22 protein-coding genes are annotated in these 26,174 nt (G+C 64.1%); 13 read left to right on the top strand and 9 right to left on the bottom strand.

The window, feature by feature from the left end; translation table 11 throughout:
• The 3 genes from QEN71_RS29685 (at position 1) to QEN71_RS29695 (ending at position 6,471) form a co-directional block, all read left to right on the top strand.
• Complete coding sequence (locus QEN71_RS29685) at positions 1-3,594, top strand: indolepyruvate ferredoxin oxidoreductase family protein (protein WP_201649449.1); 3,594 nt, start codon at positions 1-3, stop codon at positions 3,592-3,594.
• Between the two features lie 104 nt (positions 3,595-3,698).
• Positions 3,699-3,842, top strand: a complete 144-nt coding sequence (locus QEN71_RS29690; RefSeq protein WP_201649447.1) for a hypothetical protein — start codon at positions 3,699-3,701, stop codon at positions 3,840-3,842.
• 415 nt (positions 3,843-4,257) lie between these two features.
• Positions 4,258-6,471 (top strand): TonB-dependent receptor, encoded by a 2,214-nt coding sequence (locus QEN71_RS29695; RefSeq protein WP_201649446.1) that lies wholly within the window; start codon positions 4,258-4,260, stop codon positions 6,469-6,471.
• Here QEN71_RS29695 and QEN71_RS29700 read toward each other — a convergent pair.
• The 8 genes from QEN71_RS29700 to QEN71_RS29735 form a co-directional block, all read right to left on the bottom strand.
• Complete coding sequence (locus QEN71_RS29700) at positions 6,423-8,057, bottom strand: PepSY-associated TM helix domain-containing protein (RefSeq protein WP_201649444.1); 1,635 nt, start codon at positions 8,055-8,057, stop codon at positions 6,423-6,425. The two genes, QEN71_RS29695 and QEN71_RS29700, sit on opposite strands and share 49 nt — an antisense overlap.
• 4 nt (positions 8,058-8,061) lie before the next feature.
• Positions 8,062-8,376 (bottom strand): hypothetical protein, encoded by a 315-nt coding sequence (locus QEN71_RS29705; protein ID WP_233471748.1) that lies wholly within the window; start codon positions 8,374-8,376, stop codon positions 8,062-8,064.
• Positions 8,373-8,645, bottom strand: coding sequence for a hypothetical protein (locus QEN71_RS29710; RefSeq protein ID WP_201649442.1), 273 nt, complete (start codon positions 8,643-8,645; stop codon positions 8,373-8,375). Before QEN71_RS29710 ends, QEN71_RS29705 begins: the two co-directional genes overlap by 4 nt.
• Before the next feature lie 90 nt (positions 8,646-8,735).
• On the bottom strand, positions 8,736-8,963 hold the full coding sequence (locus QEN71_RS29715; RefSeq protein ID WP_233471747.1) for a helix-turn-helix domain-containing protein: 228 nt from the start codon (positions 8,961-8,963) through the stop codon (positions 8,736-8,738).
• A gap of 83 nt (positions 8,964-9,046) precedes the next feature.
• Positions 9,047-9,583, bottom strand: a complete 537-nt coding sequence (locus QEN71_RS29720) for an AraC-like ligand-binding domain-containing protein (protein WP_233471746.1) — start codon at positions 9,581-9,583, stop codon at positions 9,047-9,049.
• Positions 9,584-9,669: 86 nt separating this feature from the next.
• Positions 9,670-10,440 carry an aldolase gene (locus QEN71_RS29725; RefSeq protein WP_201649440.1) on the bottom strand — a complete coding sequence of 257 codons (771 nt, stop codon included), beginning with the start codon at positions 10,438-10,440 and terminating at the stop codon, positions 9,670-9,672.
• A 30-nt stretch (positions 10,441-10,470) separates the two neighbouring features.
• The gene (locus QEN71_RS29730; protein WP_201649438.1) at positions 10,471-11,799 is read right to left on the bottom strand and encodes an MFS transporter; all 1,329 of its coding nucleotides are present in this window, start codon (positions 11,797-11,799) and stop codon (positions 10,471-10,473) included.
• 133 nt (positions 11,800-11,932) lie between these two features.
• The gene (locus QEN71_RS29735; protein ID WP_201649436.1) at positions 11,933-13,522 is read right to left on the bottom strand and encodes an FAD-dependent monooxygenase; all 1,590 of its coding nucleotides are present in this window, start codon (positions 13,520-13,522) and stop codon (positions 11,933-11,935) included.
• 333 nt (positions 13,523-13,855) lie between these two features.
• On the opposite strand from QEN71_RS29735, the gene katG reads away from it, so the two are divergent.
• From katG to QEN71_RS29765, 6 genes are all read left to right on the top strand, one after another.
• Positions 13,856-16,120: a catalase/peroxidase HPI gene (gene katG, locus QEN71_RS29740; protein WP_201649434.1), complete on the top strand. Its 2,265-nt coding sequence runs from the start codon at positions 13,856-13,858 to the stop codon at positions 16,118-16,120.
• 250 nt (positions 16,121-16,370) lie between these two features.
• Complete coding sequence (locus QEN71_RS29745; RefSeq protein ID WP_201649432.1) at positions 16,371-17,516, top strand: enolase C-terminal domain-like protein; 1,146 nt, start codon at positions 16,371-16,373, stop codon at positions 17,514-17,516.
• A gap of 76 nt (positions 17,517-17,592) precedes the next feature.
• Positions 17,593-18,534: a hypothetical protein gene (locus QEN71_RS29750; RefSeq protein WP_223957211.1), complete on the top strand. Its 942-nt coding sequence runs from the start codon at positions 17,593-17,595 to the stop codon at positions 18,532-18,534.
• The gene (locus QEN71_RS29755) at positions 18,527-19,183 is read left to right on the top strand and encodes a gluconate 2-dehydrogenase subunit 3 family protein (protein ID WP_201649429.1); all 657 of its coding nucleotides are present in this window, start codon (positions 18,527-18,529) and stop codon (positions 19,181-19,183) included. The genes QEN71_RS29750 and QEN71_RS29755 overlap by 8 nt, the downstream gene beginning before the upstream one ends.
• Positions 19,173-20,816, top strand: coding sequence for a GMC family oxidoreductase (locus QEN71_RS29760; RefSeq protein ID WP_201649428.1), 1,644 nt, complete (start codon positions 19,173-19,175; stop codon positions 20,814-20,816). Before QEN71_RS29755 ends, QEN71_RS29760 begins: the two co-directional genes overlap by 11 nt.
• 45 nt (positions 20,817-20,861) lie before the next feature.
• Positions 20,862-21,878 (top strand): SDR family oxidoreductase, encoded by a 1,017-nt coding sequence (locus tag QEN71_RS29765; RefSeq protein WP_233471745.1) that lies wholly within the window; start codon positions 20,862-20,864, stop codon positions 21,876-21,878.
• A gap of 20 nt (positions 21,879-21,898) precedes the next feature.
• Here the strand turns inward: QEN71_RS29765 and QEN71_RS29770 are convergent, their stop codons facing one another.
• Complete coding sequence (locus tag QEN71_RS29770) at positions 21,899-22,174, bottom strand: hypothetical protein (RefSeq protein ID WP_223957208.1); 276 nt, start codon at positions 22,172-22,174, stop codon at positions 21,899-21,901.
• Between the two features lie 329 nt (positions 22,175-22,503).
• Between QEN71_RS29770 and phoU the strand changes: the two genes are divergently transcribed.
• The 4 genes from phoU to QEN71_RS29790 all read left to right on the top strand — a co-directional run bounded on the left by phoU (position 22,504) and on the right by QEN71_RS29790 (position 26,172).
• Entirely contained in the window at positions 22,504-23,211 is a 708-nt protein-coding gene (gene phoU / locus QEN71_RS29775) for a phosphate signaling complex protein PhoU (RefSeq protein WP_201649427.1), read from the top strand.
• 202 nt (positions 23,212-23,413) lie between these two features.
• Complete coding sequence (locus QEN71_RS29780) at positions 23,414-24,040, top strand: response regulator (protein WP_201649426.1); 627 nt, start codon at positions 23,414-23,416, stop codon at positions 24,038-24,040.
• Between the two features lie 188 nt (positions 24,041-24,228).
• Positions 24,229-25,038: a class I SAM-dependent methyltransferase gene (locus QEN71_RS29785; protein WP_201649425.1), complete on the top strand. Its 810-nt coding sequence runs from the start codon at positions 24,229-24,231 to the stop codon at positions 25,036-25,038.
• A gap of 51 nt (positions 25,039-25,089) precedes the next feature.
• Complete coding sequence (locus tag QEN71_RS29790) at positions 25,090-26,172, top strand: ABC transporter substrate-binding protein (protein ID WP_201649424.1); 1,083 nt, start codon at positions 25,090-25,092, stop codon at positions 26,170-26,172.
• The last annotated feature ends 2 nt before the right edge of the window (positions 26,173-26,174 follow it).

A 26,174-nucleotide genomic window follows, 5' to 3' on the forward strand; every position in this document is an offset into this window, starting at 1 on the left:
ATGAATGCGCCCGATCGAGCCGTTTCGTCCGAAGTATCCGAGCTATCCGAACTATCCAGCGTCACGCTGGAGGACAAGTACACGCTGGAAAAAGGCCGCGTGTACATCAGCGGCACGCAGGCGCTGGTGCGTCTGCCGATGCTGCAAAAGGCGCGCGATCTCAAGGCGGGCCTGAACACGGCGGGCTTCATTTCCGGCTATCGCGGCTCGCCGCTCGGCGCGCTCGATCAGTCGCTGTGGAAAGCGAAAAAGCATCTGCAGGCCAACGACGTCGTCTTTCAGCCGGGCGTCAACGAAGACCTCGCCGCGACGGCCGTCTGGGGCACGCAGCAGATCAACCTGTGGCCGGGCGCGACGCGCGACGGCGTGTTCGGCATGTGGTACGGCAAAGGCCCGGGCGTCGACCGCACAGGCGACGTGTTCAAGCACGCGAACTCCGCGGGGAGCGACGCGCGCGGCGGCGTGCTCGTGCTGGCGGGCGACGATCACGCGGCGAAGTCGTCGTCGGTTGCGCATCAGTCGGAGCACGCGTTTATCGCGGCGGGCATTCCCGTGCTGTATCCCGCGAACGTGCAGGAGTATCTCGACTACGGCCTGCACGGCTGGGCGATGAGTCGCTACTCGGGCCTGTGGGTCGCGATGAAGTGCGTGACGGACGTGATCGAATCGACGGCATCGATCGATCTCGATCCCGACCGCGTCGAAATCGTCACGCCGACCGACTACGCGATGCCCGAAGGCGGCCTAAATATCCGCTGGCCCGACTCGCCGCTCGCGCAGGAAGCGCGGCTGCTCGACGAGAAGTGGTACGCGGCGCTCGCCTATATCCGCGCGAACAAGCTGAACCGCGTCGTGATCGATTCCGACAAGCCGCGCTTCGGCATTATCACTGCGGGCAAGGCGTATCTCGACGTGCGTCAGGCGCTGAGCGATCTCGGTCTCGACGACGAGACCTGCGCGAAGATCGGTCTGCGCGTGCTGAAGGTGGGCTGCGTGTGGCCGCTCGATGCGCAGGACGCGCGCGCATTCGCGACGGGTCTGGAAGAGATTCTCGTCGTCGAAGAAAAGCGCCAGATTCTCGAATATGCGCTGAAGGAAGAGCTGTACAACTGGCGCGAGGACGTGCGCCCGAAGATCTACGGCAAGTTCGACGAACGCGACAACGAAGGCGGCGAATGGTCGGTGCCGCGCGGCGACTGGCTGCTGCCCGCGCATTACGAACTGTCGCCCGCGCTGATCGCGAAGGCGATCGCGCGCCGCCTCGCGCGCGCCGATCTGCCCGAAGACGTGCGCGCACGCATGCTCGCGCGCGTCGCGATCATCGAGGCGAAAGAGCGCGAAGCGGCGAAGCCGCGCGTCGCCGTCGAGCGCAAGCCGTGGTTCTGCTCGGGCTGTCCGCACAACACGTCGACGAACGTGCCGGAAGGTTCGCGCGCGCTCGCGGGTATCGGTTGTCACTACATGTCGATGTGGATGGACCGCAAGACGGAGACGTTCAGCCAGATGGGCGGCGAAGGCGTCGCGTGGATTGGCCAGATGCATTTTTCCGGTGACAAGCACGTGTTCGTGAATCTCGGCGACGGCACGTATTTCCATTCGGGTCTGCTCGCGATTCGCGCGGCCATCGCGGCGAACGCCAACATCACGTACAAGGTTCTCTACAACGACGCCGTCGCGATGACGGGCGGCCAGCCCGTCGACGGCGTGCTGACCGTGCCGCAGATCGCGCATCAGGTGCATGCGGAAGGCGCGAAACGCATCGTCATTGTCACCGACGAGCCTGAGAAGTATCACTCGGGCATCGTGCTGCCGAATGGTGTCGACGTGCATCATCGCGATCAGCTGGATACCGTTCAGCGCACGCTGCGCGACATGCCCGGCACCACCGTGCTGATCTATGACCAGACGTGCGCAACGGAGAAGCGCCGCCGTCGCAAGCGCGGCACGTATCCCGATCCGGCGCGCCGCGCGTTCATCAACGACGCCGTGTGCGAAGGCTGCGGCGATTGCTCGGTGAAATCGAACTGCCTGTCCGTCGAGCCGCTCGATACGCCGCTCGGCACGAAGCGCAAGATCAATCAGTCGTCGTGCAACAAGGATTTTTCGTGCGTGAACGGCTTCTGTCCGAGCTTCGTCACGGCGGAAGGGGCGCAGCTTCGTAAGCCTAAAGCTGCCAGCGGCGATAAGAGCGCAGGCAAGCCGGATTTCGACGCGCTGCCGATGCCTTCGCTGCCCGCGCTCGCCAAACCGTACGGCATTCTCGTGACGGGCGTCGGCGGAACGGGTGTCGTGACGATCGGCGGACTGATCGGCATGGCGGCGCATATCGAGCGCAAGGGCGTCACCGTGCTCGACATGGCGGGCCTCGCGCAGAAAGGCGGCGCAGTGCTGAGCCACGTGCAGCTCGCGTCCGCACCCGACGCGCTGCATGCGACGCGCATCGCGACGGGCGAAGCGCGGCTCGTGATCGGCTGCGATGCGATCGTGTCGGCATCGAACGATGTGCTGTCGCGCACGCAGCACGGCGTGACGGTGGCCGCGATCAACAGCGGCGCGACGCCGACAGCCGAGTTCGTCAAAAACCCGAAGTGGACTTTCCCCGGCACGCAGACGGAAGCGGAACTGCGCGACAGCATCGGCGAAGGATGCGCGTTCATCGATGCCAACGCGCTCGCGCTGACGCTGCTCGGCGACACGATCTACAGCAATCCGCTGCTGCTGGGTTTTGCGTGGCAAAAGGGCTGGCTGCCGCTACAGCTGTCGAGCCTGCTGCGCGCGATCGAACTGAACGCCGTGGCCGTCGAGAAGAATCAGCAGGCGTTCAACTGGGGCCGCTACATCGCGCAGCATGGCGACGCCGCCGTTCGCGCGCTCGTCAAACCGGCTGCCGCGCCGCAGGCGATCGTCATGCAGATGCCCGAGTCGCTCGACAAGCTGATCGCGTCGCGCGAAGTGCTGCTGACGGCTTATCAGAATGACGCGTATGCGCGGCGTTATCGGCGGGTTGTCGACGGGATTCGCGCGAAGGAAATGGAAATCGGCGGGCATTCGAAGCTGCCGCTGACGCGCGCCGTCGCGACGAATCTCGCGAAGCTGATGGCGTACAAGGACGAGTACGAAGTCGCGCGCCTTTACGCCGATCCCGCTTATCTGGAGAAATTGCGTCAGCAGTTCGAGGGCGAACCGGGCCGCGATTACAAGCTGAGCTTCTACCTCGCGCCGCCGATGTTCGCGAAGCGCGACGAACGCGGACATCTGCAGAAGAAGCGTTTCGGTCCGTGGATGCTGTCCGCGTTCCGTGTTCTCGCACGCATGAAAGGACTGCGCGGCACGGCGCTCGACGTGTTCGGTAAAACGGCCGAGCGTCGTGGCGAGCGGCAACTGATTGCGGACTACATCGCGCTCGTCGACGAGTTTTGCGCGACGCTCGATTTCGAACGTCTGCCCGTGGCGCTGCAACTGGCCAGCCTGCCCGACGATATCCGCGGCTTCGGCCACGTGAAGGAGCGCAATCTGCTGGCAGCGGCGACGAAGAAGGAACGGCTGGTCGGCGAGTACCGGAAAACGCCGGAGCAACTGACAGCAAGCGCGTGACGTAAGTTGAATGACTTCCGGCTTCGGAAGTCGAACCGGAGTGGGTTGCTTAACGGGCAGCCGCTCCGGTTTTTTGCGTTTACACGCGCTTCGCGAGGTGCAGCATGTTTCGATTGGGCCTGATCGGTTTGCTGGCTTGCGTGATCGCAGGCTGTTCGGCGATGAGCCAGCCGACGGTAGCGGGACGTACGGAAACGCCTTCGTGCAGCACGCCGGGCCACTTCTGCGAGACGTTCTTCGGCCCTTAAAACAGCCGTTCGCGCAAAAACCGAGGGGACAAAAAGAAAAGCCCACCAAGGCGGCGGGCTGAATCCATATCAAGAGGAGACATGGAGGAGACAGTTCTAAGTATAAACCCCTATCTCAATAATGCAAGCGCGACGTGTCGCAACAGCAACATCGATTCGCCGCTCATCCTTCCGAAACCCGCCCACGCCTATCCCGAGCGGCTCCCCGCCTGCTTTCCGCCGTGTTGCATCCAGACAACGCTTTCCAATTCTTCCTGGGGTAAGTATTGAATTCGCATATGCGAATCATTCTTATTTGAATAAAATCCCCCAACCCGCCTGCATCCGTCCTTGCGACGACCGCTTCGCGCCAACAACAAGTAGCTGACGTCCGCCGTCACTCCCAAAAACAGTTACACCTCAGGGACTGGTCAATATGCCCACCACCGATTCGTCGCGCCCGCGCGTGCGGCCGCTGCCTGCCGCTGTCCGTCATCTCTTTGCCTGCGCAGCCGTGCCGCTGACGATGGGTTTCGCCGTCACCGCTCACGCACAGTCCGATGCCGCGCCGTCGAATGGCGCCGCTGCGAACACGCTGCCCGCCGTCAAGGTGCAAGGCACGGCCGACACGCTGCCCGGCGATTTCGCGCCGACCTATTCGGGCGGTCAGATCGCGCGCGGCGGGCAGTTCGGCGTGCTCGGCAACCAGAAGCTCAGCGACGTGCCGTTCAGCATGACCAGCTACACGTCGAAGGCGATCGAAGACTCGCAGGCGCAGTCGGTCGGCGATCTGCTCGCGCACGATCCCGCTGTGCGTCCCGCTTACGGCTTCGGCAACTTTTCGGAAGTGTTCGTGATTCGCGGCTTCCAGCTGAACGGCGACGACGTGTCGCTGAACGGTCTGTACGGCATCACGCCGCGCCAGCTCGTCTCCGTCGACGTGCTCGAACGCGTCGATGTGTTCAAGGGCGCGAATGCCTTCCTGAACGGCGCATCGCCGACGGGCTCGTCGATCGGCGGCGGCATCAATCTCGAACTCAAGCGTGCCGACGACAAACCGCTCACGCGCGTGACCGTCGACGGCAGCGCATCCGGCCAGATCGGCACGCATGTGGACGTGGGCCGCCGCTTCGGCAGCGAAGGCCAGTTCGGTATTCGTGTGAACGGTTCGATCGACGGCGGCGAAACCAGCATCGACGACGAATTCCGCCACAACCAGACGACGGCCGTTTCGCTCGACTGGCGCGGCGACAAGCTGCGTCTGTACGGCGACTTCCTGTATCAGCGCAAGAACATCGACCAGGGCCGCTCGACCGTTTCCGTGACGGGCGACATCGTCCCCGAACCGCCGTCGGCCACGCACAACTTCGCGCAGCCGTGGACGCAGAGCACGCTCGAAGACACGGTCGGCATCCTGCGCGCCGAGTACGACTTCCTGCCGGGCTGGACGGCCTACGCGAGCGGCGGCGTGCATCGCTCGCACGAAGACGGCACGTATTCGTCGCCGACGTTCAATGCGGTGACGGGCACGACGGCGTCGCGCGGCGACATCCTGCGCACGACCAACGCGCAATCGGCGGAAGTCGGCGTGCGCGGGCGCTTCGCGACGGGCCCTGTGACGCATATGGTGTCGGCGGGCGCGGCGATCACGAGCCTCGTCGATCGCGAAGCGTTCGCCTTCAGCACCTCCTTCCCGACCAGCCTGTACGGCGGCGGCATCGTGCCCGAGCCGGCGACGAACGGCTTCGTCGCCGGCAGCTTCTCGGATCCCGGCCTCGCGGATCATATCCTGACGCGCAGCGTCGCCCTGTCCGACACGCTCGGATTCCTGAACGACCGCGTGCTGTTCACGATCGGCGCGCGTCACCAGCAGCTGCATCAGAACAACTACACGGTCGGCACGGACCAGATTTCGAGCACGTTCGACCAGTCGATCAACACGCCGATCTTCGGTCTCGTCGTGAAGCCGACCAACGAGATCTCGCTGTTCGCGAACCGCGCGGAATCGCTCGCTGCGGGTCAGACGGCGCCGTTCGGCGCGGCCAACGTCGGCCAGACGTTGTCGCCGCGCCGCTCGAAGCAATACGAAGTGGGCGCGAAGTACGACACGAACCACTTCGGCGGCGAACTCGCGCTGTTCCAGATCGAGCAGCCGACGGCCTACACGGACAGCACGACCAACGTGTTCGGCACGAACGGCACGCAGCGTCATCGCGGGATCGAGTTGTCGGTGTATGGCGAGCCGGTCAAGGGCGTGCGCGTGCTGGCGGGCGCGACGCTGCTCAACGCGAAGCAGCTCGACACGAACGGCGGTCTGACGGACGGCTATCGTCCGATCGGCGTGCCGTCGTATCTGTTCAATCTGGGCGGCGAATACGATCTGCCGTGGGTGCAGGGCCTGACGTTCACGGCTGCCTGGATCCACACGGGCAACCAGTACCTGGACGCAGCGAACAAGCTGTCGATTCCGGCCTGGGACCGCTTCGATCTCGGCGCGCGCTACACGACCAGCGTGCTCAAGCACACGACGACGTTCCGCGCGACCGTCGAGAACGTGACCAACAAGGCCTACTGGTCGTCGACGACGGGCGCTTACCTGACTCAGGGCAAGCCGCGCACGTTCCTGATGTCGTTGACCACGGACTTCTGACGCGAGCGGTCGAACCAGACGCTGTCGGTGCGCCCCATCGACACGCGTCTGGCCGTCGCGCGCCACATCCACGCGTAGCACGCGGCGCCCAGCGTCGCGACGATATCGACGGCAAGCGCGCCTTCGCTGCCGCCCGCCCACCCGTTCGTCGACGGAAAGAGCCAGCCGGCGAGGCTCGTCAGCGGCAACGCAAGCGTCGTCAACGTAGCGAGCATCAACAGTTCGACGGCTGCGCGCGGCGCGCCGCGCACGAACGCCCACGCGATGCACGCGAGAAACACCGTGTAGTAGATCGACGCGTGCCACGCGTGCATATCGGCGACATGGCCGTTTAGCCACTTCGCGGCCACGAGGCTCAACGCAATGCCGTTGATGCAGCCCAGCGCCACGCCCACCGTCAGCGACGCCAGAAAATACGCCGACCGCCGCTGCGCGACGCTCTGGTTCTCCGCGCGCTGCGTCTTGCGCCGACTCTCGATCCACAGCAGATTGCCCGAATAGAACAGGAACGCGCCTGCGAGCCCGAGCAGGAAGTAGCCCCATTGAATCGGCGCACCGCCGTAGCTGCCGAAATGCAGCGCGTAGATTGCGCTCGTCGTTGCTGACCAGTTGTCGCCGTTGCCGTCGCCGGGCAGGAACTTGCGGTTCACGAACTCGCCGCTCACCGGGTCCATCAGCGCGAAGCCGCCGCTGCGCGCGAGGTAATGCGGATCGTCGCCGCGCACGAATACCGTCGCGCCGGGCTGTCCCGCGCGCCGCCATGTCAACTCTTCCGGCTCGAAGCCGGGTGCCTGCGCCCGCACCTTGTCGATCAGTGCGACGGGCGCGAGCAGTGTCGACGCGTCCTCATCGGGCCTGGCGGGCGCTTTGCCGAAGAACGGATTCTGCGCGACGAGCATCGGTTGCAGCTTGCCGTCGTAGATCAGCTTGTCCTGCGCGCTGTAGATGTAATCGTGCAAGCCGAAGCCCACCACCGACAGCGCCATCACCAGATGAAACGGCAGACTCAGAATGCCGACCACATTGTGCGCGTCGAGCCACATCCGCTTCAGGTTCTTGCCGATGCGCAGCACGAACAGATCCTTGATGAGCGTCGGCAGCAGCACGATCACGCCCGACACCAGCGCCAGCCCGTACAGCAGCGACACCACGCCCATCACGCCCATGCCGACGTTGAAGCCGCCCGGCACGCCCGCCGTCATGTGCAGCACGTTGACGAACTGCGCGACATCGGACGGATGAGTGGTTTCGACGTGAAGCTGGCCGTTCGCATCGAACGTGGCCGTCGCGCGCTCTGTGCGGCCGTGCGTCGGCCATGTGAGCCACGCGTGATCGCGGTCGTGAAAACGCAGCGACAGCATCTTGCGCGCATCGGGTTGCGTCGCGAGCACCTGCTCGATCAGCTTCGGCGAATCGTCGACGCGAATCAGCTGACCGACGCGCGCGGGCGGCGTCGTCCAGTCGATCAGCTGATCCTTGAACATCGTGATCGCGCCCGCGTAGAAACAGATGAACAGCGCGAGACCGCAGATCACGCCCGTCCACGTATGCACGGTCTTGTAGACGCGTAGGAGATCGGTACGCATGGAATTACTTGCAGATTTCGAAGAGCGCCAGCGTCGCGAGACTCGCGGCGCCAAGCCAGAGCCACGCGAGCAGGCCGCTGCGGAACAGATACGCGACGGAGAAAATGCCCGTCCAGACGAGCGGCACGAACAGCATCGCGGTTTCGGCTTTAGCGGCGTCGATGCTCGCGCTCGGCGCAAGCCGCACGAGCAGCCCGCTCAACGCGAGCGCAACGATAAATCCGCAGATCACACCCGCCGACGTCTTGCCGATCCAGTGGCCTTCCACTTTCGCTTTCTTCGCTGCGTCGCGGGTTGGGTCCCGGGTTGCATCGCTCATCGTGCCGTTCCCGCCGCGCGTCGACGCAGAGCCGCGACGAATGGAAACGCGACGAAGCTCGCCATCAAGGTCGTAACGACGATGGAGAGCGTCGAAGCCAGATGTCCCGAAGTGACGCCGGGAATCACTGCGGCTATAAGCGCAACGAGCGACGCGCGTCGGCTGAAGCGTGGCCACAGTGGCGCGGCGCGCCATTGCTGACCCGGCGATCCGAGATAAAAGAAAAGCGCGCTGACGAACGCGAGCGCAACCGGCAAGAACTCGCGCATAGGCGGAACGCTGGACGATAGAATGTCTTAATGAGAATCATTATCATACATCAGGACACGCCCAGGCGCTCGTGAAGGGCACTGCTGCATTCAGGCGTCGCTTTCGCGCTTCCGGTACGCGCGCGGCGACACGCCGTAGCAATCCCGAAAGCGTCGGCTGAAATGCGCGGCGTCGTTGAAGCCGTTGTGATACGCAATCTGCTCGATCGACAAACCGGACAGAATCGGGTTGAGCAATTCATCGCGGCATCGCGCGAGCCGTTGCTGCAGTACGTACTTGCCGAATGGCAGATCGAGCGCTTCGAACAGCTTGTGCACATAGCGCTTCGAAACGCCGAGCGCCAGCGCGCACGCTTCGACATCGAGTTCGGGATCGCACAGGTTGGCTTCGATATAGCGCGTCAGTTGAACCCAGCGCAGCGGCTGCGCGCGCTGACGATGCCCGACGACGCGTCGGCGCGTTGCGGACGAAACGCAGCATGCCGCGACACCGCCTGACCCAGAAATCGCGCGATAGGCAGACGAACGATCAGCAGATGCGTCGGTTCGTCGATACGTGCGACGGACGGCACACGCACACGCCGAAACGTAATGTCGCCTTTAGCGAACGGCAGCGTGCAGCCTTGCTGCGTAACGGCGCCGCACCCGGCGAGCGCCAGCAGCACGACCACATCGTCGCCCGTCAGCCAGCGCAGATGATCGTTGTCGTGCCGCACTTCCTGACGGCCCATGTGCGCCGTCGCCAGCACGCCGCCGCCCGTCAGACGGCAGGCGCGCAATTCGTCCTGCGCGGCAGCGCCGTCGAACAGCAGCTCGCCCGGCATCACGATGTAATCGAGCGAACGCTTCAGTTCGTCGATGCCGCTCGTCGGCATCGGGAACAGCTTCGGCGCATAAGGCAGACGAAACGGCAGACGAAACGCGGAACTGTCGGGCATGGCGAAGTCCTCCCGGCTTGAACGCCGCTGGAAACTCAGAGTGTTGCAGCCGCCCATTCTCGCACTTGTTCCGCCACACGCGGCGCTCAGAAAAGCACGTCCGGCTCCCGTTTGACGACACGTCGCGCGAAGAGCGCAAAGCTCGACTTGACGATGCTCGGCAGCAGCAGGAAGTCGTGCGATTCCTTCGCGCGTTCGGGATCGATCGGCTGCAACTCTCCAAGCGACTGCGCCAGAATCTGGCCGCGCGCCGCGCGTTCGATCAGCACCGACAGATACGCCGACTCTTCGAGCGACGACGTCGCGGCCAGAAAGCCGTGATTGGCGAGCAGAATCACGCGCTTGTTGCCGAGCGCCGACGAAATGATCTCGCCTTCGCTATCGCCGATCGGCAAGCCGGGCCATTCGCGCAGAAACGCGCAGTCGTCGTGGAACGGCGTGGCGTCCATGTGCGCGACTTCGAGCGGACGTCCCGTCATCGACAGCGCGTTCACATACGGCGGATGCGTGTGCACGATGCAATTGACGTCGGGCCGCCGCCGGTAGATCCACAGATGAAAGCGGATCGCCGGGTTCGCCATGCCGCGCCCTTCGATCACGTTCATCTCGTCGTCGATTCGAATCACGTTGCTGCGCGTCGCCTCGTCGAAGCCGTACGCCATCGCCGTGGTCAGAAACGTGCCGTCGGACTCGCGCACCGTGATCTGACCGGCGAGCGTTTCCGAATGTCCTTCGTGCGCGAGCATCCGGCACGTCAGCGCGATTTTCTGACGCGAGTCCCACGCGCCCTGATCGAGCTTGCGCGCCATTTCGTCGACGAGACCGTCGTTCACTTTGTTGGGGTCCTGTTCACTCATCAACTGCTCCATTGGAAAGGGTTCGCGGCATTACGCGGAGTGCGCGTCGCTTAGCGGGTTCGCGCTCATGTCCTGCGCACGATGCGCGGAATCGTCCGGACGTCGCGGCGCGAACAGCGTGAAGCACGCGGCCACGAGCGCGCTCGCGGTGATGTAGGTCGCCACGCCGTGCGGATTGCCGTGTCCTTGCGCGAGCAACGACGAGCAGATCAGCGGATTGATCCCGCCGCCGACAATCGCCCCGATCGCGCCGATCGACACACCCGAAAAGCGCACGCGCACGTCGAACATGTCGGCGAAAAAGCCGCCTTGCGGCCCGTACATCATCGGATGCACGACGCCCAGCGCAATCACCACGGCAACGCTGATCCACAGCGTGTCGCGCGTATCGAGCAGCGCGAAGAACGGCCACACATAGAGCGCGCACGCGATCAGCCCGGCAAGATAGATCGGCTTGCGTCCGATGCGATCCGACAGCGCCGCGAACAGCGGCACCATGAACACGCCGAGCGCCGCGCCGCTCATGATCGCGCCGAGAATCACGGATTTCGGCAGCTTCAGTTGCACCGTGACATACGCGACGGCGAACAGCACGACGAACACGGACCACGTGATTTCACCGAGCCGCGCCATGAAAACGATCGCCACGGCGCGCGTGTGCTCACGCAGCAAGACGCCAAGCGGAAAGCGGGCGACGCCGTGACGCGCCTGCAACTGCGCGAACTCCACGGTCTCCGGCAAACGCGCGCGGCCAACCAGCCCGATGACGACCAGCACGGCGCTGAACAGAAACGGCAAACGCCATCCCCACGAAAGAAACGCGGGCTCGGGCAGCAGGGAAGTCAGCAGCAACGCGCCTGTCGACAGCAGCACGCCGCCGTAGCTGCCCGCGTTGCTCCAGCTGCCGTACAGCGCGCGCCGATGCGCGGGCGCGCTCTCGACGCCGAGCACGATCGCCCCGCTCTGCTCGCCGCCGATCGCAAAGCCCTGCAGCACGCGCAGCGTCGTCAGCAGGATCGGCGCCCAGATGCCGATTTGCGCGTAAGTCGGCAGACAGCCGACGAGCGTCGACGCCACGCCCATCACCAGTAGCGTGACCATCAGCAAGGTCTTGCGGCCGATCCGGTCGCCGAAATGCCCGCAGATCAGCGCCCCCGCGCCGCGCGCGAAATAGCCGGCTGCGTAAGTGCCGAGCGACGCGATCGTGCCGACGAGCGGATCCAGATTCGGGAAAAAGAGCCGGTTGAACACCAGCGCCGAGGCCGTGCCATAGAGAAGAAAATCGTACTGCTCGATTGCCGTTCCGAGAAACGCGGAGACGAACACATACGGCCAGCGGGCGCGGGCGGGCGTGGACATGAGAAACCTCGGGCGTGGGGTGCGATGTCTGCAGTATCGTTTTTGACACGCTCGAGAACTTGTCTGCGCGTGAACCGATGTCTTGTTTGCGCGTGTACTTTTTGTGTCGGCTGATCCTCTACGTGCTTTCACGTCAGCCGCGAAGAATCCGTCCCCAGTCGCTGAAGGTCTCGCCCGAGCCATCGCGGCTTCGCCATCCGATATGCCCATCCGGACGCACGATCCACAGCGCGCCGCCTGGCGCACGAAACGCCGCTGCGAACTCGCCGCGTGCGTCCGTTACGACGGTCATCAGTTCGTCGTCGGGCGCATTGCAGCCGGGCGACGCGACGAGCACCGCCGATGCCGCGCCTGGCAGCAGCGCGCCAAACGCGCGACACGCAGCCGTGAAGGCTTCGTATTGCCCATCAAGCGCATCGATATAACCGAGCAGGACATGCCGTCCATGACCGATGTACTCGTGCAGCCGTCGTGGATGCCCCACAAAGCGCTGCGACAAGCCGCCTGCGTCCGGCAGCCGGTCGCCGGGCGCAGGCGATTCCGCATCGGCATCGGTCCAGTTGTCCGCGACGATCGGACTGCCGCGATAGGTGATCAGCAACTGCGTCTCGCGCATCGCGGGATTGGCGGCCTGCCGCGCGAGCACGGCATTGAGTGCGGCACGCGTCGATTGAACGACGTCCACGCCGACGGGATGCCGTTCGGCCGAATAGCTGTCGAGCAACGCCGGATGCGCAAAGCCCTTCGCCACATGCGCCAGTTTCCACGCGAGGTTGTGCGCGTCCTGCAAGCCCGTGTTCATGCCCTGCCCGCCGACAGGTGGATGAATATGCGCGGCGTCGCCCGCAATGAACACGCGCCCGCGTCCATACGCGGACGCAATGCGATGACTCACGCGATACACCGACGACCAGCGCATCGACGACAACTGCGTGCCTTCGGGCAGCGAGGGCATCAGCAGTTCGCACATCGTGTCGAAGTCGGGCGCAGCGATGCCTGCAAGCGACGCCGCGCGCTCTTCCGGCACGATCATCGACAGGCGATACCGACGCGCCGATCCACGCACGGGCACCGCCGCAACGCTGGTCTTCGCACGAGCAGCATCCGTCCATTCGAAGCGATACATCGGCCCGCGCGGCTGCGCCCAGTCGACATCGAGATCGGCGAGGGCAAAAGTCTGCGGAAACTGCGCGCCTTCGTACGACAGACCCAACGCCGAACGCACCTTGCTATGCGCGCCGTCACAGCCGACGAGCCAACGGCAGCGCACCGTCTGCGTCTCGCCATCGGAGGCCGTCACATGCGCTTCGATCGCGTTGTCCGTTTCGGTAAATCCGTCGAGCGCGAAGCCATAGTTCACACGCCCGCCATGCTCCGCGAAAGCCGCTTCGAGCAACCGCTCCGTCTCGTACTGCGCAAGCGATAGCGATCCGTACGGCAAGCCCTGCTCGGGCAGATGCATGCTGCGCGCGGGCACCATCGCCCCGTCGACCCACGTCTCGACGCCCGTGAGCCACACGCCCGCCTCGATGGCGCGATCGACGATGCCCAGATCGTCGAAGATTTCCAGCGTGCGCGGCGTGATGCCCAGTGCCTTGCAGAAGAACCCTCTAGACGGCATCCGGTCGATCACGCTCACGCCGATGCCGTCACGCTGCAATTCAGTTCCAAGCAGCAGCCCCACCGGACCGGCGCCGACGACGAGCACATCCACGTCTTCCATGTTCTGCTCCTTGCGGGACATTGCATATCGAAAGCGAATCGAAGCGAACCACCGCACGAACTCAAAAAGCATAGGCGATCCGACATTGCACAGCAGCAGAAAGCCCACCGTGAACGCGCGGCGCAGCTATAGCGGCGATCTATTGACGAGATTGCCGCATTCGAATTCAGTTGCCCTGCGCTGTCGCATATAGTGAATTTGAACAGTTGCGCCGACTCGCGGCTATATGCCGAATGGCCAGGTGGTGCGCGCCGTATCGAGCCGGTACGCTGTCACAGAAGCCTCACACCATCGCAAAGCACAGAGTGGAGACATCCTCCAAGGAGACGACGCATGTCGAACGATGCAAAGTGCCCCTTCATTCATTCCGCCGGCGGCGGAACGACCAATCGCGACTGGTGGCCGAAGCAGCTTCGAGTGGATCTGCTCAGCCAGCATTCAAACAGGTCCAATCCATTGGACAAGGATTTCAGTTACGCCGAGGCATTCAAGAGCCTCGATCTCGCGGCGGTGAAGAAAGACCTCGCGGCGCTGATGACGAATTCGCAGGACTGGTGGCCCGCCGACTTCGGCCACTACGGTCCGCTCTTCATCCGCATGGCGTGGCATAGCGCCGGCACCTACCGTACGGGCGACGGACGCGGAGGCGGCGGACGCGGCCAGCAGCGTTTCGCGCCTCTCAACAGTTGGCCGGACAATGTCAGTCTCGACAAAGCGCGCCGCCTGCTATGGCCCGTCAAGCAGAAATATGGCCAGAAGATTTCGTGGGCCGATCTGCTGATACTGTCCGGCAACGTCGCGCTCGAAACGATGGGCTTCAAGACGTTCGGTTTCGCGGGTGGCCGCGAAGACACGTGGGAACCGGATCAGGACGTCTACTGGGGCAACGAAAAAACGTGGCTGGGCGGCGATGTCCGCTACGGCAAAGGTGCCGCGCCGCGCGACGAAAGTGATGAAGGCGTGCTCGTCGCCGATGAAGAAATACATGGCGAAGAAGCCAGCCGCACGGATAGCGGGCGCAATCTGGAGAATCCGCTCGGCGCCGTGCAGATGGGCCTGATCTATGTGAACCCCGAAGGCCCCGACGGCAATCCCGATCCGCTCGCGGCCGCGCACGATATCCGCGAAACCTTCGGCCGCATGGCGATGAACGATGAAGAAACGGTCGCGCTGATCGCGGGCGGCCATACGTTCGGCAAGACGCACGGCGCCGGTCCCGCCGATAACGTCGGCGCCGAACCCGAAGCCGCCGAACTCGAAAACCAGGGCCTCGGCTGGAAGAGCAGTTTCGGCACGGGCAGAGGCGGCGACACGATCACGAGCGGTCTCGAAGTCACGTGGACCAGCACGCCGACGCAATGGGGCATGGGCTTCTTCCAGAACCTGTTCGGCCACGAATGGGAGCTGACGAAGAGTCCCGCGGGCGCCAACCAGTGGGTCGCCAAGGGTGCGCAGGCAACGATCCCACATGCGCACGATCCATCAAAGAAGCTGCTGCCGACGATGCTCACCACCGATCTCTCGCTGCGCTTCGATCCCGCATACGAGAAGATTTCGCGGCGCTTCATGCAGAACCCCGACGAATTCGCCGATGCCTTCGCGCGTGCGTGGTTCAAGCTGACGCATCGCGACATGGGACCGCGCGCACGCTATCTCGGGGCGGAAGTGCCGGCCGAAGAACTCGTGTGGCAGGATCCGATTCCCGCTGTGAATCATCCACTGGTCGACGAGAACGACATCGCGGCGTTGAAGCAGAAGATTCTGGCGTCGGGACTTTCGGTGTCGCAACTGGTGTCGACGGCGTGGGCGTCGGCGTCGACGTTCCGCGGCTCGGACAAGCGCGGCGGCGCGAACGGCGCGCGCATCCGGCTCGCGCCGCAGAAGGATTGGGCCGCCAATCAGCCCGATCAACTCGCAAAGGTGCTGAGCACGTTGGAAGGCATTCAGGCTGAGTTCAATGGCGCGGCATCGGGCGGCAAGAAAATCTCGCTCGCCGATCTGATCGTGCTGGCGGGCGGCGCGGGCATCGAGCAGGCCGCAAAGAGCGCCGGTCATCTCGTCAGCGTGCCGTTCACGCCGGGTCGCATGGACGCGTCGCAGGAACAGACCGACGTGGAATCCGTCAGCGCGCTCGAACCCCTCGCCGATGGCTTCCGCAACTTCCTCAAAGGCAAGTTCCGCGTGCCCGCCGAAGTCCTGCTGATCGACAAGGCGCAATTGCTGACGTTGACGGCGCCGGAAATGACGGTGCTGATCGGCGGATTGCGCGTGCTCAATGTCCATGCGGATAGCGATGCGCACGGCGTCTTCACGAAGCGGCCTGAAACGCTGACCAACGACTTCTTCGTCAATCTGCTCGACATGGGCACGGAATGGACACCGACCTCGCCGGGTCGCGACGTGTTCGAAGGCGCGGACCGCAGGACGGGCGAAATCAGGTGGACGGGTACGCGCGTCGATCTGATCTTCGGTTCGCATGCGCAACTGCGTGCGTTGTGCGAAGTCTATGCAAGCGAGGATACACAGCAGAAATTCGTCCGCGATTTTGTTGCGGCGTGGGTGAAAGTGATGAATCTGGACCGGTTCGATCTGGCCTGAAGTCTGGCTTGAAAACTGGCGTGAAGCAAGCTTGAAGGAAGCGCGCGGCGGCGCGAAGTTCGCCGCTGCCGCGCATCGATTACCTCATGTTGTGATATTTACCGTGTATCGCAACGTGGACCCGCCGCTAACTCCGTCGAGAATCCGTGCGTCGTTCCGCACGCTCGAAACCGCGCTGTAAGGTACATCCATTGCTGCTGCTCGTAGGCAGGACAAGCCCTGCCCCAGTCGTTTCTCACGAGCATCAGTCATGCACGATGTCGCCCCTCCATCCACGCCGGATGCTACGGATAGTTTTGCCGCGCCCATCACCGGGATCACGGCTGACGCCTACACGATTCCGACCGACGCCCCCGAAGCCGACGGCACGTTCGCGTGGCATTCGACCACGCTGATCGTCGTCGAAGTCGAAGCGGCGGGCGTCACAGGTCTCGGCTACACGTACAGCGACGCCTGCGTCGCGACGCTGATACGCAACACGCTTGCCGATACGCTGCTCGGTGAAGATGCGTCGCAGTTGCAGCGTCTCTGGCGTCGGATGCAGCAACGCGTGCGCAACATCGGCCGTGACGGCGTGGCAGCGACGGCAATATCCGCGCTCGACTGCGCGCTGTGGGATCTGCACGCCAAACGGCTGAATGTGCCGCTGGTGAAGCTGCTCGGCCAGGCGCGCGATGCCGTCCCCGTCTATGGCAGCGGCGGCTTTACGACCTACACGGATGCGCAGATGCGCGAACAGCTGGGCGCGTGGGCGCACAACGACGGCTGCCGCTGGGTGAAGATCAAGATCGGCAGCGAGCCTGAGCGCGATGTGGCGCGTGTGCATACCGCGCGCGAAGCGATCGGCGCCGACGTCGGCCTGTTCGTCGATGCGAACGGCGCATTCGACAGAAAGACCGCGCTGCGATACGCGATGGAATTTGCGCAGCACGACGTGCAATGGTTCGAAGAACCCGTCTCTTCCGACGATCTCGCTGGTCTCCACGCAATCCGCCGCGCAGCGCCCGCCGGCATGAACATCACCGCGGGCGAATATGGCTACACCACCGACTATTTCCGGCAAATGCTCGAAGCCGGCGCAGTGGACGTGCTGCAAGCGGATGCGAGCCGTTGCGGCGGTATCACGGGATTCATCCAGGCCGCGCACCTCGCGAATGCCTTCCATGTGCCGCTGTCCGCGCATTGCGCGCCCGCGTTGCACCTGCATGTCACAGCCGCCGTGCCCGGTCTGTATCACCAGGAATGGTTTCATGACCACGCGCGCATCGAGTCGATGCTATTCGACGGCGCGCCGCGTCTCGCCGATGGCTGCATTGCGCCGGATCTCTCGCGTCCCGGCTGCGGCCTCGAACTGAAGCGCGCGGATGCGCGCCGCTTCGCCGTCGATACGTCCTGAATGCAACGACGCACGTGAAGTTGCACGAGATTCCCGATCACCCAATCCGCTGACGATGACAAGAACGACCCTATGCATGCTAGGCGCGCTCTGCGCCGCTTCCGGTGCGATCGCGCTGGCCAATCGCAACGGCGCATTGGCGCGACCGCACCGCCGCCCTTCTCGCCACCCGATCACGCCGCGTGCCTTGCGGGACAGCGCATCGCTCGTTCATATCGACGCCGCGCGCGGCTTCAATCACAGCTCGGCGTTACTCGCGTTTTCCGCGCTCGCGGATAGCGCGGTGGAGCACTACCGGGGTTCGTTCGAGAACCCTGCGATGTACACGCCGCTCGTTTCCGCCACATGCTCGCTGGTGGCGGGATTGCATGGCGGCGCCGACCGCACGCCCGCCGCGCATTCCGTGCGGCATGCCGTCTATTTCACGGCGGCGGCGGCCGGCGTCGCCGGTACGGCATTCCATCTCTACAACGTCACGAAGCGTCCCGGCGGATTCAGCTGGCACAACCTCTTTTACGGCGCTCCGTTGGGCGCGCCGATGGCGCTGCTGCTGTCGGGCGCGCTGGGCGCAATCGGCGAGCGCCTGCGCAACGAGCCCGCCGTCGATCCCCGGCTCGCCGGCATGCCCGCGGGAAAGGCGCTCGCGCTCGCCGCCGGTGTCGGGCTCGCAGGCACGATCGCCGAAGTCGGGCTGCTGCATTTCAGAGGTGCCTTCCAGCATCGCGCGATGTATGCGCCCGTCACCATTCCGCCCGTCGCCGCCGCGATGCTCGCGCATGTCGCGCTCTCCGCGCCGCGCGAGCACTGGCTCACGCGCGTCTGGTTGCGCGTGACGGCGGCGCTGGGCGTCGTCGGGACGCTGTTTCATGCACGCGGTATCGCGCGCAGCCAGGGCGGCTGGCGCAACTGGTCGCAGAACATTCTCGGCGGCCCGCCGCTGCCCGCGCCGCCGAGCTTCACCGCGCTCGCGCTGGCGGGCCTCGCGGCGCTGCGCTTGAGGGAGACCGAAGATGAATGACGCCCGCTCGCTTCCCGTCTACGAAGGCTACGACGTGCTCGACAAACGCGACACGCCTTCATGGGACGACGCCACGCGCACCGTCATCGACGATCGCATCGGTACGTCCGATGAACCCGCGTGGTGTACGCCCGAACAGTGGCGCACGTTGCGCGCGCTGTGCGATGTGATCGTTCCGCAGCACGACGACAGCAAACCGGTGCCGCTCGCGGCGCTGGTCGACCGCAAGATCGCGAAGGGCAAGAGCGACGGGTATCGCAACGCGCGCCTGCCTGCGTTGCAGGACGCGTGGCGCATCGGCCTCGCTGCAATCGACGACGAAAGCGTGCATCGACACCGCGCCGTCTTTGCCGATCTCGGCGAACGCGAGCGCGTCGCTCTCGTGCAGGCGCTGGAGCACGGCACCCTGTCGCGCGACGCATGGCAGGGCATGCCGTCGAAGCTGTTCTTCACGCAGCGCGTGCTGCACGACATCTGCACGACGTACTACTCGCATCCGTCGACGTGGAGTGCCATCGGCTTCGGCGGCCCGGCGAATCCGCGCGGCTATGTGCGCATGACATTCAATCGACGCGATCCGTGGGAAGCGCGCGAGACGGGCAACGCAAACAACGTCCAGACGATGAAGGAGAAGCAGCGTGCTCGATGATGCGCTCCGTCATCCGCGTGGCCGGCAGGGCCGCGCACCCGACGTCTTCACGCGCGGCGGCTGGCTGCCCATGCGCGAATATCCGCAGCATGAAGAAGTCGACTTCGCGATCGTCGGGACAGGCGCGGGCGGCGGCACGCTCGCATGCCGGCTCGCGGAACAGGGCTTCAAGGTGGTCGCGTTCGATGCCGGCGCGTGGTGGCGTCCGCTCGAAGAATTCGCGTCCGACGAAACGCATCAATCGAAGCTGTACTGGACCGACGAACGCATCGTCGATGGCGACGATCCGCTCGTGCTCGGCGCGAACAATAGCGGCAAAGCGGTCGGCGGCAGCACCGTGCACTTCGCGATGGTGTCGCTGCGCTTTCGGCCCGAGTGGTTCAAGTCGCGTTCGCTGCTCGGCTACGGCGCGGACTGGCCGCTCGACTGGCAGGAGATGTGGCGCTACTACGCGTACGTCGAAGATGCGCTGAAGATTTCCGGTCCCGTGCGTTATCCGTGGGGACCGAAGCGGCCACGTTATCCGTATCGCGCGCACGAGATGAACGCGGCGGCGCTCGTGCTGGCGAAAGGCGCCGATGCGCTCGGCATCGACTGGTGTCCGACGCCGCTCGCCACGATTTCCGCGCCGCGCGGCAACGCGCATCCGTGCGTCTATCGCGGCTTCTGCGTGTCCGGTTGCGCGACCAACGCGAAGCAGAGTGCGCTCGTCACGTGGATTCCACGCGCCGTGCACGCAGGCGCCGAAATCCGCGATCTGGCGATGGTCGGCCGCATCGACGTGAATCCGGCCGGTCGCGCGACGGGCGTCGAGTATTTCCGCGAAGGACGCTGGCAGTTCCAGCGCGCGCGTCATGTGGTCGTGGCCGGTTACGCGATCGAAACGCCGCGTCTCCTGCTGATGTCGGCCAACGAGCGCTTTCCCGATGGCCTCGCGAACAGTTCGGGACTCGTCGGTAAAAACCTGATGGTGCAGTCGAATCAGGCCGTGTGGGGCACGCTCGACGACGAGATACGCTGGTACAAGGGGCCGCCGTCGCTGGCCATTACCGAGCACTGGAACTACACGGACAAGGGCAAGGACTTCTTCGGCGGTTACGCGTACATGAGCCAGGGACCGCTGCCCGTCGTCTGGGCGCAGACGCAGATCGGGCGCGGACTCTGGGGACAGCCGCTGCTCGACGAAATGCAGCGGTACAACCATCAGGCCGGGCTGAAGATCGTCGGCGAAACATTGCCGCAGGAACGCAACCGCGTCACGCTCGCCGACGAAAAGGACCAGTACGGCTTGCCCGTCGCGCGCGTCACGTGGAGCTATTGCGACAACGACCGTCGGCTGATTGCGCATGCGCTGCGCTTCATGACGGATGCGCTCGACGCCGCGGGCGGCCGGCAAATCTGGGCGCAGCACGACGATACGTGCCACCTGAACGGCACGGCGCGCATGGGCGACGAGCCCGCGACGAGCGTCGTCAACGCGGATTGCCGAAGCTGGGACATACCCAATCTGTGGATTTGCGACGGTTCGGTGTTTCCGACCGTGGGCGGCGTGAACCCGTCGCTGACGATCCAGGCCATCGCCTGCCGCACGGCCGACAGGATTGCGGCGCTGGCCGCGCGCGGCGAGTTGTAGGTAGACACGCGACAAACCGAATCATTCGATCTGGAGGGCATCACCGTGCGCTCATCAATACGCAAATCCGGCAAACCCGGAACGGTCGTCATCACAGGCGCGACGGCGGGCGTGGGCCGCGCCGCGGCGATGGAGTTCGCGCGGCATGGCGCCGATGTCGCGCTGCTCGCACGCGACCCCGACGCGCTTCAGGACACCGCTCAGGAGATCAGGGCAACGGGCGTGCGCGTGCTGTCGATCAAGGTCGACGTGAGCGACGCCGACGCAGTCGAGGCAGCGGCGGCATCGGTCGAATCGCGCCTTGGACCCATCGACGTATGGGTGAACAACGCGATGGTCACCGCATTCGCGCCCATCGACGAACTGGCGCACAAGGATTTCGCGCGCATCACCGACGTCACGTATCACGGCTACGTGTGGGGCACGATGGCCGCGTTGAAACGCATGACGGCACGCGATCGTGGCGTGATCGTCCAGGTCGGCTCGGCGCTCGCGTATCGCTCGATTCCACTGCAATCGGCGTACTGCGGCGCGAAGCACGCGATACGCGGCTTCACCGACGCGCTGCGCTGCGAGCTGTATCACCGGAAAAGCCGTATTCACGTGACGATGGTTCAGATGCCGGCGCTCAACACGCCTCAGTTCGACTGGGCGGCGAACCAGATGCCGCATGCGCCGAAACCCGTTGCGCCGATTTTTCAGCCGGAGGTCGCGGCGCGCGCCATTTACTGGGCCGCCACGCATCGGCGCCGCGAAGTGTGGGTCGGTTCATCGTCGATCAAGGCGATCGTCGCGAACCAGTGGATACCGGGCTGGCTCGATCGCTATCTCGGACGCACAGGAATCGACGCACAGCAGGACGACTCGCGCCCTGCACGTCCCGCGCAGCCGTCGAACCTGTGGCGGCCCGTCAGCGATCTGCATCGCATGCACGGGCGCTTCGATGCGCAGGCTTCCCCGACGAGTCCCGCTCTCTGGCTCGATACGCATCGCGGGCTCGCGATGCTCGCAGTGGCGGGCCTCGCGGCGCTGTGCGTGGGCGCGGCCCGTCGCCGGTGGTAACGATGCCCCAGACGCGACGCCTAGACGCAATGCTCGTCGATCCACTCCTTGGCCCATTCCGTCGCGAAGGTGATCGCTTCTTTTCCATCCACGAAGTGACCGGGCACCTGGAACTCGTACGTCTCTGCGGAAATATCTTCAGCGCCGGGTCGATAGATGCGCACGTTCGCGACCACGTTTCCATCCGCGACACCAGCTGTCACGCCGAGGGTGCAAGACGAATAGGTTAATTCCATGTTGCTGCTCCCTTGGTTCGTCAATGATGTTTCTCTGGCCGACGCTTCAGCAATCAGCATGCCGTTCCGCGACGGCTTGAACCGGTTGCGTGATCGGTTGCGTCAACTTCGCCTCGCCGGATGCTCATGTGAAAACGTCACCAGCGCATGCGGCGTTCCAAACCGGCGAAAGCGCTTCTGTCCGGAAAGGACCCGTTCCGTCCATCGGATAGTGGTCTGCGGGCAACGGGACATTGCGAGTAAGGGTCTCCTCGCTTGCACATGCATTTTTGCACCGTTACCATGAAACCATATATACGGTTTCCGATTTCGCGGATGCGCGCGGAACAGGCCGAACAGAGACCAAACCGCATCACATCGTTCAAGCTGCGCGGCAAAGGGGGCGCATCATGTCCGACAAGCATCTCTCAAGTCAGTTCGACGCTGCGCTCAATATGCTGTCCACTCATCTTCTGGCAATGGGCGGCATGGTCGAAAGACAGATCACCCGCTGTCTGACGCTGATCGACGACTACGATCCCGCGCTCGTGCAGGAAATCCGCGACAGCGAACGCGAACTCAACGCACTCGAGATCGAGATAGACGAAGAAATACATCGCGTGATTGCGCGCCGGCAGCCTGCCGCACGCGACCTGCGTCTGTTGATGGCGATGTCGAAGTGCGTGACCAATCTCGAACGCATGGGCGATGAAGCGCGCAAGATCTCGAAGCGCTTGCGGCGCATCGACGAAAGCGGCTCAAGTTCGACCATTCCGCTGACCGAATTGCGAAGTTCGGGCGAAATGGCGGCGTCCGTACTGCATCGCGTGCTCGACGCGTTCGCGCGCATGGATGCCGTCGCCGCTGCGCAGATCGTGCGCGACGACAAGGCCATCGACGAAGCTTTTCGCGCGTTCGTCCGCAGACTCGTGGCGCAGATGAGCGAGACGCCTCAAACCGTTTCCGTCGCGCTCGAATATCTTTTCATTGCCAAAGCGCTCGAACGCATCGGCGATCATGCGAAAAATATCGCCGAATTCGTCGTGTTCGTCGTCAAAGGCCGCGATGTGCGCCACATTCCACTTGGCGAACTCGAACGCGAGGCGTTGACCAGCTAAACGCGGGCGCGCAAGCATTTCTCATACCGCGCGCGCGTTATCGCGCGCGCATGGCGCATGTTTGGCCGGTAAAGCCTACAAATTACCGCTACCCGCTACAGGCCGCGTGTGACGGCGGCACGGCCACGGCTGCGCAGAAAGAAGGCGCGGGCGGGAATACGCGATGCACATAGGTACTCATCGAATACAGGGAACACTTTCGATGAGCCGCGTATTACTGGTCGAAGACGATGCGAACGTGCGCGATGCACTCAGCGCCGTGCTCGACGGCGCGGGGCACGACGTCACGATCGCGCATGACGGTGCGGAAGCGGTGCGACTCGCGCCCGTCGCTCATCCTCAAGTTATTGTGTCCGACGTGATGATGCCCACGATGGACGGCCCCGATATGGTGCGCAAAATCAGATCCATGCCTGATTTTCGGCAGGTGCCTGTCATTCTGATGTCCGCGCTGATCACGACGCCATCTGTCCCCGTCGCGGCGATGCTCCGCAAGCCATTCGCGCCCGCGACGTTGCTGGAAGTGCTCGACAAACTCGGCGCGATCATCGTCGAGCAAGCGAAGGAACAGGCAAAGACCAACGACGAAGAAAGCGCCTGTCCTGTGGGCGCATGTGAAGCACGCATCCGACGAGGCATCGAACTCGCCGACGATCAGGAAGAGCGCATTCAAAGGCTGCAACGCCTCGGTTTCGATACGCGTCTCGCCGAACAATTGCACGACTGCATGAAGGGAAGCGTCGCCGCGCTCGTGCGGTTCAAGCGCACGTGTCATTGCAGCGCGACGCCGCAGCGCGCGCGGGCAAAGCCGTCGAATGTGCGCATGTAAGCAGCAGATCGACACGCCCAGCGTCGGCATTCTTCATCCATGCATCGATCTATCCGCGATAGCGAACATCGCGCTCGCGTGCCTTGCAGGAAAGCACCGTGGCGCATATGAATAGCTCGATTGCTTTCTTGTCCTGACGTGTTGCGTCGACAAGAATGAGCGCTCCACGACGACTCCGCGCTCATTCCATGTCGAAAGCACCCAGCCTGCAACTCGATTCCGCCACGCTCGCCGACGAATACGATCGCCTCGGCATTCGCCAGTTCAATCACGGTCTGCAACTGCTCGACGCGCTCGCACTGCGCGAAGGCGAGCGCGTGCTCGACGTCGGCTGCGGCACAGGTCGTTTGACGGAGTCCGCTGCGCAGCGCGTCGGTACGCAAGGCGACGTGCTCGGTCTCGATCCGCTGCCGCTGCGCGTCGAACGCGCATTGCAGCGTGCACAAGGACGTTTTGCAGCGCGTGTCGGCCGGGCGGAAGAGCTCGCCGGTATCGCCGATTCGCACTACGACGTCGTCTATCTGAACAGCGTGATTCACTGGATACCGGATCAGCCCAAAGCGTTGCGCGAAGCGTGGCGCGTGCTCAAACCGGGCGGCCGTCTCGGCTTCACGACGATGCCCGCCGACGTGCCACACGATCTGCATCGCGTGCTGCACACGCTGATTGCCAAAGACACGGACTCGCAGCGCGCGGAAATCGGCGCGCCGAACAAGCTCACGCGCGACAGCGCGGCGAGTTTGCTGTCGACGTTGGGCTTCGACGTCACGCTCAACGAAATACGCGAATTCGACGATGCCTTCGATAACGTCGACGACGTGCTGACGTTTAGCCGCGCGAGTTCCTTCGGCAACTTCCTGTCGTCACTGGCCGAGCCGCAAATCGCGCAATTGCGAGAGCGCCTCGCTGATGCACTCGAAGCGCATCGCGGTCCGCGTGGTCTGCAACTCGCGCGCCGCCTGATCTTCGTGACCGCACGCAAACCGCTTGCGCACTGACATTCCGCGCGCCCCTCTTCGACCACTCCTGACCGCACCTCGCACTCATTCATGAACAACCGACTCCGACGAACCTTCACGCTCGTGAAGTCCGTTCTGCTCGCGACCGCGCTCGCTTTCACCGTGCCGCAAGCGCATGCCGACAAACCCGCCGTGATCCGCATCGGCGTTGCGCAGCAGGGCGCAGGCGATCCGCCCACGTTCGGCGGCTCGCCCGCGGCGACCGTGCAGCAGTTGCAACTCGTCGAAAAGGAATTCGCCGCCGACGGCATCAAGGTCGAATGGCTCTTCTTCAAGGGCGCGGGCCCCGCCGTCAACGAAGCGATCGCCGACAAATCGCTCGACTTCGCGTTTCAGGGCGATCTGCCCTCCGTGCTCGGCCGCGCGAACGGACTGAAGACACGCATCCTGCTCGAATCGGGCGTGCGCGTCGGCGTGAAAATCGCCGTGCCGCCCGACTCGTCGGTGCAGTCGGTGAAAGATCTCAAAGGCAAGCGCGTGTCGATCTTTCGCGGCACCAATCTGCAACTCGTCGCGGACAACGTGCTCGCCGCCAATCAGCTCGACGAACGCGATCTGCGCGTGATCAATCTCGATTCCGCGAGTTCGCTGGCCGCGTTGTCGTCGAAGGGCATCGACGCGTCCGTCAACGACTATCACCTCTACAAGCTGCGCGATCAGGGCTTGGCCAAGATCATCTACGAATCGCAGACGGACGGGCCGCAGTTCACGCGCCAGTCGCATCTGCTCGTGCTCGACGACTTCGATCGCGCGCATCCCGACATCGTGCAGCGCGTGGTGAATGCGTTCGTCAAGGGCGCGCAGTGGTCGTCCGACGAAGCGAACCGCGACGCGCTCTTCAAGCTGTGGGCGAAGAGCGGCGTGAGCTATGCGTCGTGGCAGGCCGAGTTTGCGAATCAGCCGTTGAAGTCGCGCAATTCGCCGCTCGTCGATCCGTTCATCGTCGCGCGCTACAAGGCCGTCGCGAACGACGCGCTCAAGCTCAAGCTGATTCGTCAGCCCGTCGAAGTCGACGGATGGTTCGAGACGCGTTATCTCGACAATGCGCTGCGCACGCAATCGCTCGAACACTACTGGACGCGTTACGACGCGCAAGGCAAACCGCTCAGCTGACG

Origin of the sequence: Paraburkholderia sabiae, from assembly GCF_030412785.1 — a bacterium.
GTDB lineage: Bacteria > Pseudomonadota > Gammaproteobacteria > Burkholderiales > Burkholderiaceae > Paraburkholderia > Paraburkholderia sabiae.

Coding starts and splice junctions, on each gene's coding strand:
- QEN71_RS29750 (WP_223957211.1), top strand. CDS start 17,593: ATGCTAGGCGCGCTCTGCGCCGCTTCCGGTGCGATCGCGCTGGCCAAT.
- QEN71_RS29720 (WP_233471746.1), bottom strand. CDS start 9,583: ATGCCCGACAGTTCCGCGTTTCGTCTGCCGTTTCGTCTGCCTTATGCG.
- QEN71_RS29695 (WP_201649446.1), top strand. CDS start 4,258: ATGCCCACCACCGATTCGTCGCGCCCGCGCGTGCGGCCGCTGCCTGCC.
- QEN71_RS29690 (WP_201649447.1), top strand. CDS start 3,699: ATGTTTCGATTGGGCCTGATCGGTTTGCTGGCTTGCGTGATCGCAGGC.
- QEN71_RS29725 (WP_201649440.1), bottom strand. CDS start 10,440: ATGAGTGAACAGGACCCCAACAAAGTGAACGACGGTCTCGTCGACGAA.
- QEN71_RS29705 (WP_233471748.1), bottom strand. CDS start 8,376: ATGAGCGATGCAACCCGGGACCCAACCCGCGACGCAGCGAAGAAAGCG.
- QEN71_RS29700 (WP_201649444.1), bottom strand. CDS start 8,057: ATGCGTACCGATCTCCTACGCGTCTACAAGACCGTGCATACGTGGACG.
- QEN71_RS29745 (WP_201649432.1), top strand. CDS start 16,371: ATGCACGATGTCGCCCCTCCATCCACGCCGGATGCTACGGATAGTTTT.
- QEN71_RS29710 (WP_201649442.1), bottom strand. CDS start 8,645: ATGCGCGAGTTCTTGCCGGTTGCGCTCGCGTTCGTCAGCGCGCTTTTC.
- QEN71_RS29755 (WP_201649429.1), top strand. CDS start 18,527: ATGAATGACGCCCGCTCGCTTCCCGTCTACGAAGGCTACGACGTGCTC.
- QEN71_RS29780 (WP_201649426.1), top strand. CDS start 23,414: ATGAGCCGCGTATTACTGGTCGAAGACGATGCGAACGTGCGCGATGCA.
- phoU (WP_201649427.1), top strand. CDS start 22,504: ATGTCCGACAAGCATCTCTCAAGTCAGTTCGACGCTGCGCTCAATATG.
- QEN71_RS29735 (WP_201649436.1), bottom strand. CDS start 13,522: ATGGAAGACGTGGATGTGCTCGTCGTCGGCGCCGGTCCGGTGGGGCTG.
- QEN71_RS29790 (WP_201649424.1), top strand. CDS start 25,090: ATGAACAACCGACTCCGACGAACCTTCACGCTCGTGAAGTCCGTTCTG.
- QEN71_RS29785 (WP_201649425.1), top strand. CDS start 24,229: ATGTCGAAAGCACCCAGCCTGCAACTCGATTCCGCCACGCTCGCCGAC.
- QEN71_RS29730 (WP_201649438.1), bottom strand. CDS start 11,799: ATGTCCACGCCCGCCCGCGCCCGCTGGCCGTATGTGTTCGTCTCCGCG.
- katG (WP_201649434.1), top strand. CDS start 13,856: ATGTCGAACGATGCAAAGTGCCCCTTCATTCATTCCGCCGGCGGCGGA.
- QEN71_RS29685 (WP_201649449.1), top strand. CDS start 1: ATGAATGCGCCCGATCGAGCCGTTTCGTCCGAAGTATCCGAGCTATCC.
- QEN71_RS29770 (WP_223957208.1), bottom strand. CDS start 22,174: ATGCTGATTGCTGAAGCGTCGGCCAGAGAAACATCATTGACGAACCAA.